At 69.4% G+C, this 17,097-nt stretch carries 18 protein-coding genes; 12 read left to right on the top strand and 6 right to left on the bottom strand.

The genetic code is table 11. The features are described from left to right. Nucleotides 1–369 (bottom strand): LLM class flavin-dependent oxidoreductase (locus ABTZ89_RS20730; RefSeq protein ID WP_351047046.1); only part of this gene is annotated, 369 nt, incomplete at its 3' end. 51 nt (nucleotides 370–420) lie between these two features. On the opposite strand from ABTZ89_RS20730, the gene ABTZ89_RS20725 reads away from it, so the two are divergent. The 8 genes from ABTZ89_RS20725 (at nucleotide 421) to ABTZ89_RS20690 (ending at nucleotide 6,710) form a co-directional block, all read left to right on the top strand. Further along, nucleotides 421–1,077 carry a TetR/AcrR family transcriptional regulator gene (locus ABTZ89_RS20725; RefSeq protein ID WP_351047043.1) on the top strand — a complete coding sequence of 219 codons (657 nt, stop codon included), beginning with the start codon at nucleotides 421–423 and terminating at the stop codon, nucleotides 1,075–1,077. A gap of 123 nt (nucleotides 1,078–1,200) precedes the next feature. Beyond that, complete coding sequence (locus ABTZ89_RS20720; RefSeq protein WP_270949541.1) at nucleotides 1,201–1,485, top strand: Rv0250c family protein; 285 nt, start codon at nucleotides 1,201–1,203, stop codon at nucleotides 1,483–1,485. A gap of 56 nt (nucleotides 1,486–1,541) precedes the next feature. Next, nucleotides 1,542–2,342 (top strand): succinate dehydrogenase subunit SdhC, encoded by an 801-nt coding sequence (gene sdhC / locus ABTZ89_RS20715; protein ID WP_351047040.1) that lies wholly within the window; start codon nucleotides 1,542–1,544, stop codon nucleotides 2,340–2,342. 10 nt (nucleotides 2,343–2,352) lie between these two features. After that, nucleotides 2,353–4,251 (top strand): fumarate reductase/succinate dehydrogenase flavoprotein subunit, encoded by a 1,899-nt coding sequence (locus tag ABTZ89_RS20710; protein ID WP_351047038.1) that lies wholly within the window; start codon nucleotides 2,353–2,355, stop codon nucleotides 4,249–4,251. After that, nucleotides 4,251–4,994: a succinate dehydrogenase/fumarate reductase iron-sulfur subunit gene (locus tag ABTZ89_RS20705; RefSeq protein WP_270949537.1), complete on the top strand. Its 744-nt coding sequence runs from the start codon at nucleotides 4,251–4,253 to the stop codon at nucleotides 4,992–4,994. The genes ABTZ89_RS20710 and ABTZ89_RS20705 overlap by 1 nt, the downstream gene beginning before the upstream one ends. 69 nt (nucleotides 4,995–5,063) lie before the next feature. Continuing rightward, nucleotides 5,064–5,327, top strand: coding sequence for a maleylpyruvate isomerase N-terminal domain-containing protein (locus tag ABTZ89_RS20700; RefSeq protein WP_351047034.1), 264 nt, complete (start codon nucleotides 5,064–5,066; stop codon nucleotides 5,325–5,327). Further along, nucleotides 5,263–5,646, top strand: coding sequence for a TIGR03086 family metal-binding protein (locus ABTZ89_RS20695; RefSeq protein WP_351047052.1), 384 nt, complete (start codon nucleotides 5,263–5,265; stop codon nucleotides 5,644–5,646). Before ABTZ89_RS20700 ends, ABTZ89_RS20695 begins: the two co-directional genes overlap by 65 nt. Before the next feature lie 125 nt (nucleotides 5,647–5,771). Further along, nucleotides 5,772–6,710 (top strand): SDR family oxidoreductase, encoded by a 939-nt coding sequence (locus tag ABTZ89_RS20690; RefSeq protein ID WP_351047049.1) that lies wholly within the window; start codon nucleotides 5,772–5,774, stop codon nucleotides 6,708–6,710. A gap of 46 nt (nucleotides 6,711–6,756) precedes the next feature. Here the strand turns inward: ABTZ89_RS20690 and ABTZ89_RS20685 are convergent, their stop codons facing one another. Genes ABTZ89_RS20685 through ABTZ89_RS20675 form a run of 3 tightly spaced genes read right to left on the bottom strand, consistent with a single transcriptional unit; the run spans nucleotide 6,757 to nucleotide 9,803 of the window. After that, entirely contained in the window at nucleotides 6,757–7,365 is a 609-nt protein-coding gene (locus tag ABTZ89_RS20685) for a hypothetical protein (RefSeq protein ID WP_270949535.1), read from the bottom strand. Nucleotides 7,366–7,413: 48 nt separating this feature from the next. After that, on the bottom strand, nucleotides 7,414–8,553 hold the full coding sequence (locus ABTZ89_RS20680; protein WP_351047031.1) for a tetratricopeptide repeat protein: 1,140 nt from the start codon (nucleotides 8,551–8,553) through the stop codon (nucleotides 7,414–7,416). Further along, the gene (locus ABTZ89_RS20675; protein ID WP_351047028.1) at nucleotides 8,550–9,803 is read right to left on the bottom strand and encodes an ATP-binding protein; all 1,254 of its coding nucleotides are present in this window, start codon (nucleotides 9,801–9,803) and stop codon (nucleotides 8,550–8,552) included. The genes ABTZ89_RS20680 and ABTZ89_RS20675 overlap by 4 nt, the downstream gene beginning before the upstream one ends. Before the next feature lie 616 nt (nucleotides 9,804–10,419). On the opposite strand from ABTZ89_RS20675, the gene ABTZ89_RS20670 reads away from it, so the two are divergent. Beyond that, entirely contained in the window at nucleotides 10,420–11,043 is a 624-nt protein-coding gene (locus tag ABTZ89_RS20670; protein WP_351047025.1) for a VanZ family protein, read from the top strand. Nucleotides 11,044–11,154: 111 nt separating this feature from the next. Here the strand turns inward: ABTZ89_RS20670 and ABTZ89_RS20665 are convergent, their stop codons facing one another. After that, the gene (locus ABTZ89_RS20665; RefSeq protein ID WP_351047022.1) at nucleotides 11,155–12,027 is read right to left on the bottom strand and encodes an SDR family oxidoreductase; all 873 of its coding nucleotides are present in this window, start codon (nucleotides 12,025–12,027) and stop codon (nucleotides 11,155–11,157) included. Nucleotides 12,028–12,182: 155 nt separating this feature from the next. Between ABTZ89_RS20665 and ABTZ89_RS20660 the strand changes: the two genes are divergently transcribed. Beyond that, nucleotides 12,183–13,502: an acyl-CoA thioesterase/bile acid-CoA:amino acid N-acyltransferase family protein gene (locus ABTZ89_RS20660; protein WP_351047019.1), complete on the top strand. Its 1,320-nt coding sequence runs from the start codon at nucleotides 12,183–12,185 to the stop codon at nucleotides 13,500–13,502. Further along, on the top strand, nucleotides 13,499–14,203 hold the full coding sequence (locus tag ABTZ89_RS20655; RefSeq protein WP_351047016.1) for a hypothetical protein: 705 nt from the start codon (nucleotides 13,499–13,501) through the stop codon (nucleotides 14,201–14,203). Before ABTZ89_RS20660 ends, ABTZ89_RS20655 begins: the two co-directional genes overlap by 4 nt. A 53-nt stretch (nucleotides 14,204–14,256) precedes the next feature. On the opposite strand, the gene ABTZ89_RS20650 is transcribed toward ABTZ89_RS20655, so the two are convergent. After that, nucleotides 14,257–14,865 carry a DUF305 domain-containing protein gene (locus tag ABTZ89_RS20650; protein ID WP_270949526.1) on the bottom strand — a complete coding sequence of 203 codons (609 nt, stop codon included), beginning with the start codon at nucleotides 14,863–14,865 and terminating at the stop codon, nucleotides 14,257–14,259. Nucleotides 14,866–15,231: 366 nt separating this feature from the next. Here ABTZ89_RS20650 and ctaD point away from each other — a divergent pair, with 366 nt between their 5' ends. Further along, a complete protein-coding gene (gene ctaD / locus ABTZ89_RS20645) occupies nucleotides 15,232–17,016 on the top strand; it encodes an aa3-type cytochrome oxidase subunit I (RefSeq protein WP_270949525.1) in 1,785 nt (594 codons plus the stop codon). Nucleotides 17,017–17,097 lie beyond the last annotated feature (81 nt).

Raw genomic sequence — 17,097 nt, 5'->3', positions numbered from 1 at the left:
GTCGGCCAGGGCGCGAGCGATGTCCCGGGCCGCCCTGGCGCCGCTAGCAATGGCGCCGAAGCGGTCGCCGGAGAGGTGCTGGAGCACCGAGGTCTGCTCGGCGAGCGCGAGCGGGTGGTGGTTGGGCAGCACGCACACAGCCGTTCCGACGTGCAGCTTCGTGCGGCCGAGCAGGAATCCCGCCATCGCCAGGGCGGCGGAGTTGAGCGCCCTGGGGTTGAAGTGGTGCTCGGTCGTCCAGAGCTCGTCCCAGCCGTGCTGCTCGGCTTCGCGGGCGTAGTCGAGCGCCCGGTCGTAGGTCTCGCGGCTGCCGGCGGTGCCGAACGAGTCAGTGAACAGGACGAGCCCCGCCGCTATTTTTCGTCGCATGTACGAAAAATAGCAGCGGGGCTCGGGGGAGTCGAGGGATAAGTTGGGCGGGTGACGACGTCAGATGCCCCGCGCCGCCGTGGTCGCCCGCCGAAGCTGACCCGCGAAGCGGTGCTCGCGACAGCGCTGGAGATCCTCGACGAGTCCGGTCACGCGGGACTTTCCATGCGCGCGGTGTCCGAGCGGCTCGGCGTCGGGAAGATGAGCCTGTACCACCACGTGGCCGACCGCGCGGAGCTGGAACGGCTGGTCATCGAGCGGCTGCTGGCCGAGCTGGAGGTCCCGGACGCGGCGCTGCCCTGGCGCGAGCGGATCACCGCGCTGGCGCGCAGCGTTCGGGGGCTGATCGTCCGCCATCCCAACGCGACCCCGCTGGTCGCGCTCCGCGAGTACAGCGACCCGGAGTCGCTGCGGCTGCCGGAAGCGGTGATGCGCGCGCTGCACGACGCGGGACTGCGCGGCGTCGACCTCGTGGGCGGGGCGCGCTTGGTCTTCGGCTACGCGATCGGCTTCGCGCAGATCGACCTGGTCGCGCGGGATTCCCGCAGCGGCGCGGTCTCGCCGATGGAGTCCCTGCCGGAGGAGGACTTCCCGCACGTGGTGTCCTCCGCGCGGCTGACCCGGGGGCTGAGCTTCGACGACCAGTTCGAGTTGGGCTTGCAGCCGTTGCTCGCGGGTTTGGCGGCCATCGCCGACCGCTCGTCCTAGCGCGATGGCTCGAGCGGGGGAACCTGGCCGAGATCAGCTTTGTGGCGCTTGTCACACCATCTGGTTGGGGGCAGAGTCGGTGCAGTAAAGAGCCACCCCTGATGGCGGAAGAGGTGTTCGCCGATGGCCACGACCACCGAACTGGCCGAACTCCAACGCGTCATGACGCAGCTGCGCAGCAGCGTCGCCGTCCTGCACGCCCGATACGGCGACGCCCCAGCCGTGCGCCGCCTGCACAACGACGTGGAGCGCCTCGACATCGACGTCGCCGAGCTCTCCACCGCCCTGCCGGCCCAGCGCCGCGGCGTCGAGTCCGAGGAAGTCGTGGTCGTGCCCGACACCCCCTACGACCCGTCGCTGTGGCAGGACGCCGACGACGAGGGCCTGGGAGGCCGCGCCGAACAGTAGGACCGCCCGCAACGTCAGGTGAGCCCCCGGACAAAAACTGACAACGAGGTCTTTGAATGTCCGCTCCCCCTTCCGCCACCGGCCGGGCACGGATCTCCGTGCGAACCCTGCGCACCGACCGGTGGTGGGTGCCGCCGCTGGTCACCTTCCTCGCGCTGCTCGCGTTCGTGATCTACGGCGTGATCCGCACGTTCATGAACCAGTGGTACTGGGTTCCCGAGTACCACTACCTGGCGCCGTTCTACTCGCCGTGCCTGTCCACGGCCTGCGTGCCCGGCGCCAGCCACTGGGGTCAGCCGGCCCCCGACCTCGGGCCGTTCGTGCCGCCGCCGATCTTCGTGCTGCCGTTCGTCCTCGGCTTCCGGCTGACCTGCTACTACTACCGGAAGGCCTACTACCGGTCGTTCTGGGCGTCGCCGCCGGCCTGCGCGGTCGCCGAACCGCACCGCCGCTACTCCGGCGAAACCCGCTTCCCGCTGATCATGCAGAACGTGCACCGCTACTTCTTCTACGCGGCGCTGATCGTGGCGGCGGTGCTCACCTACGACACGGCGATCGCCTTCCGCGGTGCCGACGGCGGTTTCGGCATCGGGCTCGGCAGCCTGCTGATGGTGGTCAACGTGGTGCTGCTGTGGTCGTACACGCTGTCCTGCCACTCCTGCCGGCACCTGATCGGCGGCCGGATCAACCACTTCTCCAAGCACCCGGTGCGCTACTGGTTCTGGACCAAGGTCACCTGGCTCAACGGCAAGCACATGCTGCTCGCCTGGTCATCACTGGTTTCGGTCGCCCTCGTGGACCTCTACGTGATGTTGGTGGCCAGCGGCGCGCTCTCGGATCCCCGGTTGTTCAACTAGAAGGACGTAGATGGTGGAGATCGAACGGCACGAGTACGACGTCGTCGTGATCGGCGCCGGTGGCGCAGGTCTGCGCGCGGCGATCGAGACCCGGTCGCAGGGCCTGCGCACCGCCGTGGTGTGCAAGTCGTTGTTCGGCAAAGCGCACACGGTGATGGCCGAAGGCGGCATCGCGGCCTCGATGGGCAACGTCAACTCCCGCGACAACTGGCAGGTGCACTTCCGGGACACCATGCGGGGCGGGAAGTTCCTGAACAACTGGCGGATGGCCGAGCTGCACGCGAAGGAAGCGCCGCAGCGGGTGTGGGAGCTGGAGACCTACGGCGCGCTGTTCGACCGCACCGCGGACGGGCGGATCAGCCAGCGCAACTTCGGCGGCCACGAGTACCCGCGGCTGGCGCACGTCGGCGACCGCACCGGGCTGGAGCTGATCCGCACGCTGCAGCAGAAGATCGTGTCGCTGCAGCAGGAGGACCACGCCGACTTCGGCGACTACGAGGCCCGGATCAAGGTGTTCCAGGAGTGCACGGTCACCGAGCTGCTCAAGGACGACGGCCGGATCTCCGGCGCGTTCGGGTACTGGCGGGAGTCCGGGCGGTTCGTGCTGTTCGAGGCGCCCGCGGTCATCGTGGCGACCGGCGGCATCGGCAAGTCGTTCAAGGTCACCTCCAACTCCTGGGAGTACACCGGCGACGGGCACGCGCTGGCGATGCGCGCCGGGGCGGCGCTGATCAACATGGAGTTCGTCCAGTTCCACCCGACCGGCATGGTGTGGCCGCCGAGCGTGAAGGGAATCCTGGTCACCGAGTCGGTGCGCGGCGACGGCGGAGTGCTGCGCAACTCCGAGGGCGACCGGTTCATGTTCGACTACATCCCCGAGGTGTTCAAGGACAACTACGCCGACAGCGAGGACGAGGCGGACCGCTGGTACGACGACCCGGACAACAACCGCCGCCCGCCCGAGCTGCTGCCCCGCGACGAGGTGGCGCGGGCGATCAACAACGAGGTCAAGGAGGGCCGCGGGTCGGAGCACGGCGGGGTCTTCCTGGACGTGGCGACCCGGCTGCCCGCGGAGAAGATCACCCAGCGGCTGCCGTCGATGTACCACCAGTTCAAGGAACTGGCCGATGTGGACATCACGGCGGAGGCGATGGAGGTCGGCCCGACCTGCCACTACGTGATGGGCGGCGTGGAGGTCGACCCGGACACCGCGGCCTCGCGGGTGCCGGGGCTGTTCGCCGCAGGCGAGGTGGCGGGCGGGATGCACGGATCCAACCGCCTGGGCGGGAATTCGTTGTCCGACCTGCTGGTCTTCGGTCGCCGCGCGGGTGCCGGAGCGGCCGGCTACGTGACCTCGCTGGGCATCCGCCCGAGCATCGCCGAGTCCGATGTGGACGTTGCGGCCCGGCGGGCGCAGGACCCGTTCACCGCGTCGTCCCAACCGGTGGGGGAGAACCCGTACTCCCTGCACGCCGAACTCCAGCAGGTGATGAACGACCTGGTCGGGATCATCCGCCGCGGCCAGGAGATGCGGCAGGCGCTGGAGAAGCTGCGCGACATCAAGGACCGCGCGCAGCACCTGGCGGTCGAGGGCAACCGCCAGTTCAACCCGGGCTGGCACCTGGCCCTCGACCTGCGGAACATGCTGCTGGTCAGCGAATGCGTGGCGCGCGCGGCGCTGCTGCGCACCGAGAGCCGCGGCGGGCACACCCGGGACGACCACCCGGCGATGGACGCCGAGTGGCGCCGGAAGCTGCTGGTGTGCGACCTGGTTGCCGACCGCGTGGAAGTGGTCGAGCAGCTGCAGCCGCCGATGCGCGACGACCTGCTGGAGCTGTTCAAGCTGGAGGAACTGCGCAAGTACTACACCGGAGAAGAGCTCGGAGACGTCCAGGTTGGGGAAATCTGATGGGATATCAGGCGCACTTCCGGGTGTGGCGCGGCGCGGACGACGGCGAGCTGCGCGACTACACCGTCGAGGTCAACGAGGGTGAGGTGGTGCTCGACATCATCCACCGGCTGCAGGCCACCCAGTGCCCGGACCTGGCGGTGCGGTGGAACTGCAAGGCGGGCAAGTGCGGTTCGTGCTCGGCGGAGATCAACGGCCGCCCCCGCCTGATGTGCATGACCCGGATGTCCACCTTCGACCGGTCCGACACGATCACGGTCACCCCGATGCGCACGTTCCCGCTGGTCAAAGACCTGGTGACGGACGTGTCCTACAACTACGAGAAGGCCCGCGAGGTCCCGGCGTTCCAGCCGCCCGCGGGCCTGGAACCGGGCGAGTACCGGATGCAGCAGGTGGACGTCCAGCGCTCGCAGGAGTTCCGCAAGTGCATCGAGTGCTTCCTGTGCCAGAACGTGTGCCACGTGATCCGCGACCACGACGACAACAAGCACGCGTACTCCGGCCCCCGCTTCCTGATGCGCGTGGCGGAACTGGACATGCACCCCCTCGACGAAGCGGAGCGCCGCCCGGAGGAGGCCAAGGAGGACCACGGCCTGGGGCTCTGCAACATCACGAAGTGCTGCACGGACGTCTGCCCGGAGAACATCCACATCACCGACAACGCCCTGATCCCGCTCAAGGAGCGGGTGGCGGACCGCCGCTACGACCCGATCCTCGGCCTGTTCCGCCGGAAGAAGGAGTGATCACCCGCCAAAAGTCGGTGGAGTTCCAGTACTGTCCGGGCGAACCGCTGGCCATCGTGGAGGGATCCCATGACCGCTTCGCCCATCGACGACCTCGCGCTGGTCCTCACCGCCACCGGCGAGCTGGTCGCCGGAGTGCAGCGCGACCAGTGGGACGCCGCGACGCCGTGCACCGACTGGAACGTCCGCGAGCTGGTCAGCCACATGGTCATCGGGCACCGGCTCTTCAACGGCATCTTGCGCGGCGAGGTGGCTCGCGCCAGGAGCGCTGGACCCGACCAACAGCGACGTCCTCGGCAACGACCCGGCGGCGGCCTACCGGAGCGCGGCTGAAGGCCTGCTCGCCGCGTTCCGCCGGCCAGGTGTGCTGGACCAGCGCTTCCGCGTGCCGGCGGGCGAGGTCCCCGGCATCGCCGCAGTCCACCTGCGCGCAGTCGAAGAGCTGGTCCACGGCTGGGACCTGGCGCGAGCGACGAACCAGAAACCCCGCTACGCCGACGAAGTGGTCGAGCGCCAACTCGACTTCACCAAGTCGGCGCTCCCCGAGATCCCCCCGGACCGAAGCCCCTTCGCCCCACCCCGAGAGGTCCCGGAAACGGCCCCACCACTCGAAAAACTTGCAGCCCTCCTCGGCCGCGACCCGAAGTCGTGAGTGCGTAACAGTGTTCTAGCCCTGCTTCGCACTCACGACCTCTTGAAATCCGGCAAGCCCTGGTGACGACCCGGTTCCGCGGTGTGCTGGTGCGGTCGGTTTGACAGACTCGTGGTGTGACTGCGATCCCAGAGCGCGATCGACTGCGCGGCCGCGTAGCGGTCGTCGCGGGTGCGACTCGTGGGGCCGGCCGTGGTATCGCTGCTGGGCTGGCGGAGGCGGGCGCCACCGTCGTGTGCACTGGGCGCAGCAGTCGCGACGGTGATGCCTCGATCCGGTCGGACTACCAACGAGGCGAGTGCATCGAGGAGACCGCTGAGCTGGTGACCGAGCTCGGCGGAACAGGTGTTGCGCTCCAGGTCGATCACCTCGATCCCGAGCAGGTCCGGGGGCTCGCGGAACGGCTGCGGACCGACTACGGGCACATCGACGTGCTGGTGAACGACATCTGGGGTGCGGAAGTGCTCAAAGGACCTCCGGCCACGTGGAACACGCCCGTATGGCAACACGATCTGGACGCCGGACTCCGCATCCTCCGGTTGGCGATCGATACGCACCTCATCACGTCCCACCACTTGCTGCCGCTGCTCGTCGACCGGCCGGGCGGTCTGCTCGTCGAGGTCACCGATGGGACCGCGGCGTTCAACGCGGACAACTACCGGATCTCGGTCTACTACGACCTCGCCAAGGTCGCGGTCAACCGGTTGGCTTTCTCGCAAGGGCACGAGCTCGCACCGCACGGTGCGACTGCGGTCGCGGTCACGCCCGGGTGGTTGCGGTCCGAGATGATGCTGGAGAACTTCGGCGTCACCGAGAGCAATTGGCGCGACGCGCTCGACGGAGCCGTTGAAGGCCATCCGGTTGCCCCGGAGGGGTTCGCCGATTCCGAATCGCCCCGGTACGTGGGGCGTGGTGTCGCTGCGCTCGCTGCGGATTCGAGTCGGATGCGGTGGAACCAACGATCGGTCAGTTCCGCCGATCTGGCGCGCGAGTACGAATTCACCGATGTCGACGGCACGCAACCCGACAGCTGGAGCGGGACGCGCACCCGTCCGGTCACCTGAGCACGGAGTCGTGAGTGCGTAACAGTGTTCTAGCCCTGTTTCGCGCTCACGACCTCTTGGGGCCGCCCGGGTGCCACGACGTCAGGCTGTCCGTCGGGGTTTGGGCGAGCCAGGTGCGGAACTCGTCGTAGGTGCGGACTCCGTGGTCCAGCACCGACTGGTAGACCCACACACCCTGCGTCGCTTCGCCCCGCGCCGCCGCGCCTTCTTTGATCGCGAGGACGGCGTCGCGCGTTGAGTCGTCCAGAGCCGCGCGCACGGGGGCGACGAGGTCCGCTGCTCGGGGACCGGGATGGTCGTCGGGCAGCCACCACATGTCGATCTTCCAGGTCTCTTCGGGCGTGAACTCGTAGTCCAGGCGCCAGTAGAGCCCCTGGTCCGGCAGATCCAGTGCGTTGGTGAAGCGCAGTTTGCGCACCCCGGGCAGCTGCGCGCAGGAGGTGAGGGCGGCGAATCCCTCGGCGATGGACGGGGAGGGGGAGTAGATCTCCACGTCGATGTCGGGCTCCACCACCAAGTCGAGGGCGACGGAACCCACGAGCACCGGAGAACCGAACGGCCGCCACCGCTCGAACAGGTCGAGCCGGTCGAGGATCGTGCGCGCGGTGGCGCAGCGTTGGCGGGCGCGCTCCAGACGCGCGTCTGGGGTGTTCATCCGCGGATTCTAGAGCCGGCTGGCTCTTCTCAAGTGATCGTGAAGGGCTCACACCCGTGCAGGTTCGGGTGCGGGTTGGGGCGTCACCACCGTGAGCCATTGGGCTTCTCGTTCGGCGTTCAGGGCTTTCGTGGCCTTGTTGAGCCTGGAGATCGAGACCCGGTGGCCGATGAAGTTGCCGAGGGCCGCTGCCCAGAACGCCGCGCCCAAGCCCGCCGGACCGATCGGGCCCACCACCATCAGGACCTGGACCACCGCTCCGATCGCCAGGCCCGTCAAGGTGGGGCGGACCAAGCGGTCCCGGCGCAGGACGTTGATCGCCGCCAGGCGCATGGACTCCGGGAAGACGTTGCGGATGCGCAGGACCAGCGCCCACCAGGCGCCCGCTGCGATCAGGGCCCCGCCGACGACGTGGATCGCGACCGAGGCGATGCCGGTGGTCGTGAAGGCCAGGGCGGACAGGACCGCAGTCGGGATCAGCAGGGCGAAGATCCACCAGCGGCCGCGGGAGACCAGGGCCCACACCGCCAGCGGGAGGTTGTGGGCCGCGTCGCCGGACTGCGGGTTGAGCTGCAACGTCGTGATGAACGCGCGCAGCGCCTCCTTGATGCGGCCGGACCGGAGTGCGGCCAGGCCCATGACGTTCCACGCCACCGCGAGCTGCGGGTCCAGGCGCAGGGCGGTTTCCAGCGGCTCGCGGGCTTGGCGGGCGGCCTGCTTGCCGCCCATCGACACCAGGACGGTGCCGAGCACGCAGTGCGTCAGCGCCGCGTCCGGTTCGAGGTCGCGGGCGCGTTGGGCGTGCCAGAGGGCCTGGTCGAGGTGCTTCTCCACGACCGCCAGGCCGTTGGCGATCTGCAGGTGCGCTTCCGCCGAGTTCGGGTTCAGCTCCAGCGCGCGCTGGGCCCACGTGATGCCCTCGCCGATCCGGTCCCACGCGACCAGCACCTTGCACATCAGCAGGTGCAGGTCCTCGTCCTGCGGGTTGAGGGCGAGTGCCTGCGAAACGGCCTGCTGCGCCTCGGCGTGCTCCCGGGAGCCCAGGTGCGCCAGCGCCAGCAGCTGCCAGAGCAGGTAGTTGTCGGGCCAGGCCGCGAGCAGCGGGGCGAGCTGCTGCTTCGCGAGGTCGAACCGCTTGGCCTCCAGCAGGTTCCGGACCTGCTCGACCTTGACGTCCGCGTCGCTCACAGCATCCGCTTCTTCTTCAGGTAGGCGGCCAGGTCGTTGTAGGTCCCGTCCTGGTTGGAGTACAGCACCACGTTGCGGGCGGTGGTGAACCACGACGTCGTCGACGGCGTCACCTCGCCGAGGGCGCCGAGCAGGTCCGGCATCTCGATCATCCGCGGCTCACCGGCCTCGATGGAGTCCATCAGGGCTCGCTCGCTGGCCGCCTCGCAGATGTGCGCGAGGTCCGCGCCGGAGAACCCGTCGGTGCGCTTGACCAGCTCGGACAGCTTGATGCCTGCGACCGGCCGGTCCTTGAGGTGGTAGCCCAGGATCGCCTTGCGGGCCTCGTCGTCCGGCGGCAGCACCGCCACCGCGCGGTCGAACCGGCCCGGCCGCAGCAGCGCCTGGTCGATGTCCCACGGGTGGTTCGTCGCGGCGAGCACGAAAACGCCCTCGTTGTCGGACTTCACGCCGTCCAGCTCGGTCAGCAGCTGGTTCACCGTGCCGCGCAGCCCCGAGTTGCGCAGCTGGGACCGGCGCTGGCCGATCGCGTCGATCTCGTCGAAGAACAGCACGCACGGCGCGTTCTGCCGGGCGGTCTGGAACAGCGCGTGCATGTTCTTCTCGGAGTTGCCCATCCACATGTCCAGGACTTCCTGGAGCGTCACCGAGATGAACCGGGCGCCGAGCTCGCCGGCCACGGCCTTGGCCAGGAACGTCTTGCCGCAGCCGGGCGGGCCGTAGAGCAGCAGGCCGCCGCGCAGGCTCTTGCCGAACAGCTTGCGCAGCTTCGCGTTGCGCATCGGCGCGAGGAACGCCGCGTTCAGCCGCTTCTTCACCTCGGTCATGCCGCCGACGTCGTCCAGCCGGACGTCGGAGGTCTCGACCTCGAAGACGGCGCCGTCGGCTTGCGGGTCGCTGGGCACCGCCTCGGGCTCGTCGTCCTGCTCGGACTCGTCGGACTCGATGAAGCGCGGCTGCACCACGTCGGCGAGTTCCGCTTCGGCCGCCGACCAGTCGTAGCTCTTCTTCGGCGCGGGCTCCGGCTCCCCGGGCTCGGTCCGGTCAGCGGGGGCGAGTGCTTGCGCCATCATCCGCGAGGCCGCCGCGTTGCCCGGCTCTTGCTGCAACGCCGCCGCGATGTGCGACACGGCCTCGTCGCGGGCCCCGTCGGACAGCAGCAGCTCCGCCAGGTGCAAGCGCAGGGCGATGTCTTCGGGGGCTGCGGTGACGGCGTTGCGCAGGCTGTCGAGGAGCGGGTTGGAACTCACCTGGCCAGCATAGGTCGCGTTCCCGGGGGAGCGGCCCGGGTTTCGGCCGGTGCCGCCGGGATCACGTCGTCGCGGAGTCCTCATTCGACGTTCATCCGCTGTTCCGCTGAATTCCCAGCAGGCCTCCCGTGGGAATTGTGTGAACAACAGATCTCTCTCGGTGGTCCGTCGAATGAAAATAGCTGGTGAGGTGTTGTCGAATCGGTTTTACAGTCCTCTGTGGATGGTGCCGAATGGACTGGCGGGTTTTGGTCACGGAGCTGGTGGTCCGTTCTCCGGTCGTTATGTTCAACAGCGACCGGGTCGATTTCGGAACTATTCGGAAAGTGGCGCGGGACGAGTCGGGAGGTGGACGTGCAGCAGACCCCTGCTGGGGCGATGCGATGGCGTCTCACCTGCGGTTTCATCCGACGAGTTTCCGCCCGCGGCCGGGCGTCGTGGCCCCCGAAACGGCGCCCGGCCGCTTCTGAACCCTGACGCTCAGACGAAAGTCGGTCAACGCCGACCGCTGGAGATGTGCATTCCCAACGGTTTTCCGGTTCGCCGGACGATCCACTGTGGATTCTTCGGTGGCCGGGTGTTCCTGGCGATGGCGGCCAGAGGAAGTGCGGCTCACGTGCAGCAGGTTCTCGTGGCATTCGGCGGATTCGCACCGGTGGTGACGATCCTGCTTCCGCTCTCGGTGGTGGTGGCGGTGGCATCAGCGGTGGTGCGCAGCGGCTCCGACCCCCGCGAGCCGTTGCTGGACGGGGCGCTCGCCTACTCGGTGCTCACCGTCGGATACCTGGTGTTCCTGCCGCAACCGCCGCCGCCCGCGGACCCGGTCCGGCCGAGCCTCGGCAACGACGTGTCGATGGCGCTGACGGCGGGCCCCGGCGACCTGCTGCCGTGGGTGCAGCTGGCCGGGAACCTGGTCCTGCTGCTGCCGCTGGCGGTGCTGGTCCCGCAGCGCGTGCCGTGGTTCGACAGCGTCGTCAAGATCGCGTTCTTCGGCCTGCTGCTGTCGGTGTCCATCGAGCTGGTCCAGTTCCTGGGCATCCCCGGCCGGGTCGCGGCGACCGACGACGTGGTGTGCAACACGATCGGCGCGACCGTCGGCGCGCTCCTGGTGCGGCTGCCGCACTGGCTCGGCAGCCGCCCGCAGCACAGCGCCAGCGGCCGCGCCGGCCAAACGGTGTGGACCCTGATCGCCAAGATCGAACAGGAACGAGGCGTGCTCAGCGAGCAGCGCTCCCGATGAACCCCGGTGGCCGGGGAAAGCCTTCCGCGTCAGACACCCCCGGCCACCGGTCCCAACTGGCCTCTTTCCATCCTCGTCCTGCGCGGCGGTGCAACCCCTTGGCCGGGCGGATCAGCCCTGGAGCTTCTGGTTGCGCTCGCTGAGGGAGCGGCCGAGCGCGTCGACCTCCTGCTCCATCTTCGGGATCAGGCGCCGGACGGTCGGCCGCATCAGGACCTCGACGACCCCGGACGCCGGGAGGTTGCGCAGCCAGTGCATCAGCGCGACCGCCCGCGGCACGTACACCCGGCGGGCGCGCCGCTCGACGCCGTCGGCGAAGGCCTTGGCGCAGTCCTGCACGCTCGTGGTGGAGCGCATCGGCCACGGCAGGCGCTTGCGCATCTGCTCGAAAGCGCTCAGGTCCTGCGCCACGTCGCGCACCATGTCGGTGTCGATCCACGACGGGTGCGCGCTGCCGACCATCACGCCCAGGTGCGACACCTCCGTGCGCAGCGCGCTGGCCAGCGCCTCCGCGCCGGACTTGCTCGCGGTGTAGGCGGCCATGCCGCCGATCGGCGTGAACGCCGACAGCGACGAGACCACCAGCAGGTAGCCCCGGCGCTCGATCAGGTGCGGCAGGGCGGCGCGGGCGGTGTGGAAGACGCCGTTGATGTTGACGTCGATGGTCTTGGTGAACGCGCGCGGATCGCTCTTGCGCACGGTGCCGATGGGCGCGATCCCGGCGTTGGCGATGACCACGTCGATGCGCCCGAGCTGCTCGGCGGCGGCGTCCACGGCGGCCTTGATCGAGTCGCCGTCGGTGACGTCGGCCTCGGCCCAGAAGTGGCCGTCGCCGAGCTCGGCCGCGACGGCCGCCAGCTCGTCGGGCTCCAGTCCGACCAGGGCGAGCCGGGCGCCTCGGCGGGCCAGCTCCCGGGCGGTCTGCGCGCCGATCCCCCGCGCGGCACCGGTGATCAGGACGACCTTGCCGGACACGTTCGGCATGTGCACTCCCTCGATCGACGTTATCTACTCCGCAGTAGCCTACTCATAGTAGGTTCCCCCGGACCAGCGCGGAAGAGGCTGATGCGGCGGACTTGACCCTCCCGTCGCGGGAGACCGCACAGTCGACCCCACTCGATCTTGGAGTGGAGGCTTCGATGCGAAGTGCGATCGGCCTGCTGGCCGTGGCGCTGCTGCTCGCCGGGTGCGCGGGCACTGCCAGGTCCGCCCCAGAGCTGGACGTCGGCGGCGGTGCGATCGACGAGCCGCTGGCGGTCGTCGTGAGCGGATTGGCGCCGGGGGAGCAGGCTTCGGTGTGGGCGCGGACGACCGACGACCGCGGTCGGCCGTGGACTTCGTGGGCGACGTTCGCGGCGGATCGCGGCGGGCGCGTCGACATCGCCGGGCAGGCTCCGATCACCGGCTCCTACACCGGGACGGACCCCACCGGACTGCTGTGGTCGATGCGGTTGCCGTCCGGGGAACCGGTGTCCGAACCGCGAGCCGCGCTGAGCGGACCCGAGCTCCGGCTGACCATCGGCGTCGACGTCGGCGGGAGCACGGTGGCGCAGGCGCCGCTGGTGGTGCCGCTGCACGCGCCGGGAGTGCGGTCGACGCCGATCGCCGAGGACGGGCTGGTCGGTGATCTCCACCTCCCACCCGGTCCCGGGCCGCACCCGGGCGTGATCCTGCTGGGCGGATCCGAAGGCGGCCGGCCGAACCCCGAGCTGGGGCGATTCCTGGCCGGGAAGGGCTTCGCGGTGCTCGGCCTGGCCTACTTCGGACTGCCCGGGTTGCCGCCCGCGCTGGACCGGGTCCCCGTCGAGTACGGCACCCGTGCGGTGGACTGGTTGCGGGCCCGGCCGGAGGTCTCCGACGGGCGGGTGGGCGTGGTCGGGTTGTCCAGGGGCGGCGAGTTCGCGCTGGTGCTGGGCGCGTTCGCGCCGGGGGTGGGTGCGGTGGCGTCGATCGTGGGGTCCGGGGCGGTGTTCCCCGGAGCGGTGCAACCGGGATCGTCCTGGACGCGTGCCGGTGCCGACCTCCCGCCGCTGGTGATCGCTTCGCCCGGATCCCCGGTCGGCTTCCTGGCCTCGGCCGCGCGCGGACGTCCCGGGCAGTTCGTCGACACCCAGGGCACTACGGCCACGCCGGACGAACTGGACCGCGCCGCGATCCCGGTCGAGCGCAGCGATGCCGCATTCCTGCTGGTGTCCGCCGAGCAGGACGAGTTGTGGCCGTCGCAGCGGCTGCTGGACGTCGCCGCGCGCCGGCTCGGTGGCCGGGCCGAGCACGTGGTCCAGCCGGGAGCAGGCCACTTCATCCTCGACGTGCCCAACCTCCCGACCTCCTACACGACCGCGGCCGCGTTGATCCCGGGCGTGTTCTGGATCGCCGGCGGCGGAACCCCGCAAGCCAACGCGGCAGCCACCGCGGACACCGTGCGCCGGGTCGTCGAGCTGTTCCGGGAGGAGCTGTGACCAGCAGCATTGCTTTCGGGGTGGCCTACGCGGCGTTGATCGCGCTGCTCGGCGTCCTCTTCGGATATCCGGTCGATCCGGTGCTGATCGGGTTGGCGGTGCCCGCGGCCCTGGCGTTCCTCGCGGGTCGAAACGCGGTCTGCCGGAAGACCTGGGGACCGATGTGGTGCCTCGGCGCTGCCACGGCGCTGGTGGTGCTCGGCGAGCTCGCGGGATCCGGCCAGCGCATCGAGGTGGGTGGGGTGCTCGTCGGCACCGGCCCGCAGTGGATCGGGGCCTTGGCGGCGGGTTGGCCGCGGCTGCTCGTGCTCGTCGGCTTCTGCGCGCTCCGGCGCGCTCCGGAACAGCCGAGCCGCCGGAAAGCGCTCGGGCTGGCGGCGGTGCTGGCCGCGATAGCGACCGCCTGCACCGCGTTCGGAACGGCGCTGTCCGGTGGGCTGCTGGTCTGGGCGCTGGTGGGGAACGTGCTCGCGTTCGCGGTGGCGGGTTTCCTGCTGCTCCGGTCCGGGCTGCGACTGCCCGCGCTGCTGCTGGCAGTCGGCGCGTTGCTGGCCGGACTCGACGAGCAGCTCCTCGACGTCGGCACCCCGGCCGCCACGCACCTGCTGCTCTGGCCCGCCTACCTCGTGGCGGCCCTGCTGGTGGCTGCACTGGAAGCTCTGGCCCGGCGGCTGTTCCGCCGACGCCCGGGGATCACCTGAAACGCGAACGGGGCCGCAGGCATGTTGCCCGCGGCCCCGTTCGGTGCTTCAGCTCAAAGCGCGCTGAGCTTGCTGAGGGTGTCCTGCTGGTTCGCCAGGAAGTCCTCGGCCAGCTTGCGCATGGCCTGGGCCTGGCCTTCCTCCTGCTCGGAGCGGGCCAGCTGGCCGGCGCTCTGCTCCAGCGCCTGCACGGCCTGCTTCCACTGCTTGTCGAACTGCTCGCCCTGGAGCTGCTTGAGCTGGTCGAGCTGCTGCGACGGCTGCTGACCCGCGTCGCCGGCCTCGTCGGTGGAGTCCGCCGGGTCGCTGTCCGACGGCTGCCCGGCCGCGGAGGCCAGGAACGCGTCGAGCTGGGTGACCTGCAGCTGCGCCGACTGCTGGAGCTGGGTCGCGAGCGCCTTGGTCTCGGCGCTCTGCCCGTTGCTCTGGGCCAGCTGCGCGAGCTCGACGACCTGCTTGCGGTTCGCCTGCAGCTGCTGGGCGAACTCGCGGTCGGTCTCGCTGTGCTGGCCCGCCTGCTGCTGGCCGCTGTGCTGCTGGGCGGTCGCCGACGGCGGCGTGCCGGGGGACGGGGGCTGGTCGCTCGGTCGCTCGGCCGGCGTGCAGCCAGCCAGGGCGAGACCGCCGATCAGCACCGCACCGATGATCGTGCTCCTCCGCACGTGCTTCCCCTCCAGGATCTGGTGGACGTCGTCCCAGGGCGGCCCGTCTCGCAGGTGGGCTGCCGGACCTGTTGATCCGTAGGCTAACCGGCGCCCTCCCGTCGGGTTCGGGCGACATGTCCGTGATCGCCGCCTGTCGGGTCGATCTCACTCCTGGTGACCGGGAGCGCCCCAATGAATAGGGTGGCTACGGCCCGGCCGAACTACGCCGGGGCGTCGGGACTAGTATCCGCAGTCGGCAGGCATCGCGACTGGCTCATCCTGCAGTCGCCCTGCGGGGTGTCGCATGCTGTCACCCGACCCACCCGGGTCGGGGGCGGATCCAACCGGATCCGACGAAGGATTCGAGGGAGTGCAGGAGGCACCGTGACGGCCGTCGCGCCACAGCCGATCGCCACGCGCCCCTATCCGGTGCGCAAAACGGTCAAGGGTTCGTACCTGGCGCGGATGTTCCGCACCACGGACCACAAGCAAATCGGCATCATGTACATGGTCACGTCGATGACGTTCTTCCTCATCGGCGGTCTGATGGCGATGCTGATCCGCGGCGAGCTCGCGGTCCCGGGGATGCAGTTCCTGTCGCAGGAGCAGTACAACCAGCTGTTCACCATGCACGGCACGGTGATGCTGCTGATGTACGCGACCCCGATTCTGTTCGGCTTCGCCAACTACATCCTGCCGTTGCAGATCGGCTCCCCGGACGTCGCGTTCCCGCGGTTGAACGCCCTGGGGTACTGGCTGTTCACCTTCGGCAGCCTGGTCGTGCTGTCCGGCTTCCTGCTGCCGGGCGGTGCCGCTGACTTCGGTTGGTTCGCCTACACCCCGCTGTCGGACGCCCTGCACTCGCCGGGCCACGGCGCGGACATGTGGATCGCCGGTCTGGCCGTCTCCGGTCTGGGCACGATCCTCGGTGCGGTCAACATGATCACCACCGTGGTCTGCCTGCGCGCGCCCGGCATGACCATGTTCCGGATGCCGATCTTCACCTGGAACATCCTGGTCACCAGCGTGCTGATCCTGATGGCGTTCCCGATCCTGACCGCCGCGCTGCTGGGCCTGATGGCCGACCGGCACCTGGGTGCCCACGTCTTCGACCCGGCCAACGGCGGCGTCATCCTCTGGCAGCACCTGTTCTGGTTCTTCGGCCACCCCGAGGTCTACATCGTCGCGCTGCCGTTCTTCGGCATCGTCTCCGAGATCTTCCCGGTGTTCAGCCGCAAGCCGATCTTCGGCTACTCGGGCCTGGTCTACGCGACCCTGGGCATCGCGGCCCTGTCGGTCGTGGTGTGGGCGCACCACATGTACGCGACCGGCGCGGTGCTGCTGCCGTTCTTCGCGTTCACCACGTTCCTGATCGCGGTCCCGACCGGTGTGAAGTTCTTCAACTGGATCGGCACCATGTGGAAGGGGCAGCTGACCTTCGAGACGCCGATGATCTTCAGCGTCGGCTTCCTGGTCACCTTCCTCTTCGGTGGTCTCACCGGTGTCCTGCTGGCCATGCCGCCGGTCGACTTCCACGTCTCGGACACCTACTTCGTGGTCGCGCACTTCCACTACGTGCTCTACGGCACGATCGTGTTCGCCACCTTCGCCGGCATCTACTTCTGGTTCCCGAAGATGACGGGCCGGATGATGGACGAGCGGCTGGGCAAGCTGCACTTCTGGCTGACCTTCATCGGCTTCCACGGCACCTTCCTGGTCCAGCACTGGCTGGGCAACGAGGGCATGCCCCGCCGGTACGCCGACTACCTGGAGTCCGACGGCTTCACCATGCTGAACACGATCTCCACGATCGGCGCGTTCATCCTGGGTGCCTCGATGCTGCCGTTCCTCTACAACGTGTTCCGCAGCTACCGCTACGGCGAGGTCGTGGACGTCGACGACCCGTGGGGCTACGGCAACTCGCTGGAGTGGGCCACCTCGTGCCCGCCGCCGCGGCACAACTTCACCGAGCTGCCCCGGATCCGCTCCGAGCGCCCGGCGTTCGAGCTGCACTACCCGCACATCTCCGAGCGGATGCGGCTCGAGGCGCACCTGAGCCTGACCGGCAAGACCATCGCCCACAAGCACGAGGGCGGCGGTACCGCCACCGCGGTGATCGACAAGCCGGTCACCGAGGAAGAGTCCGGCAAGGACGACTCCGAGAAGTGATTTGGGCGCTAGCCCCACACCGAGCACCTGTGCCAGGGTGGGATTAGCTCGACGAAGAGCCCCGGCGGGCCTGCTCGCCGG

It is taken from the genome of Saccharopolyspora sp. NPDC002686, assembly GCF_040295745.1.
Taxonomy (GTDB): Bacteria; Actinomycetota; Actinomycetes; order Mycobacteriales; family Pseudonocardiaceae; genus Saccharopolyspora; species Saccharopolyspora oryzae.
This window is presented reverse-complemented; position numbering and strand designations above follow the sequence as displayed.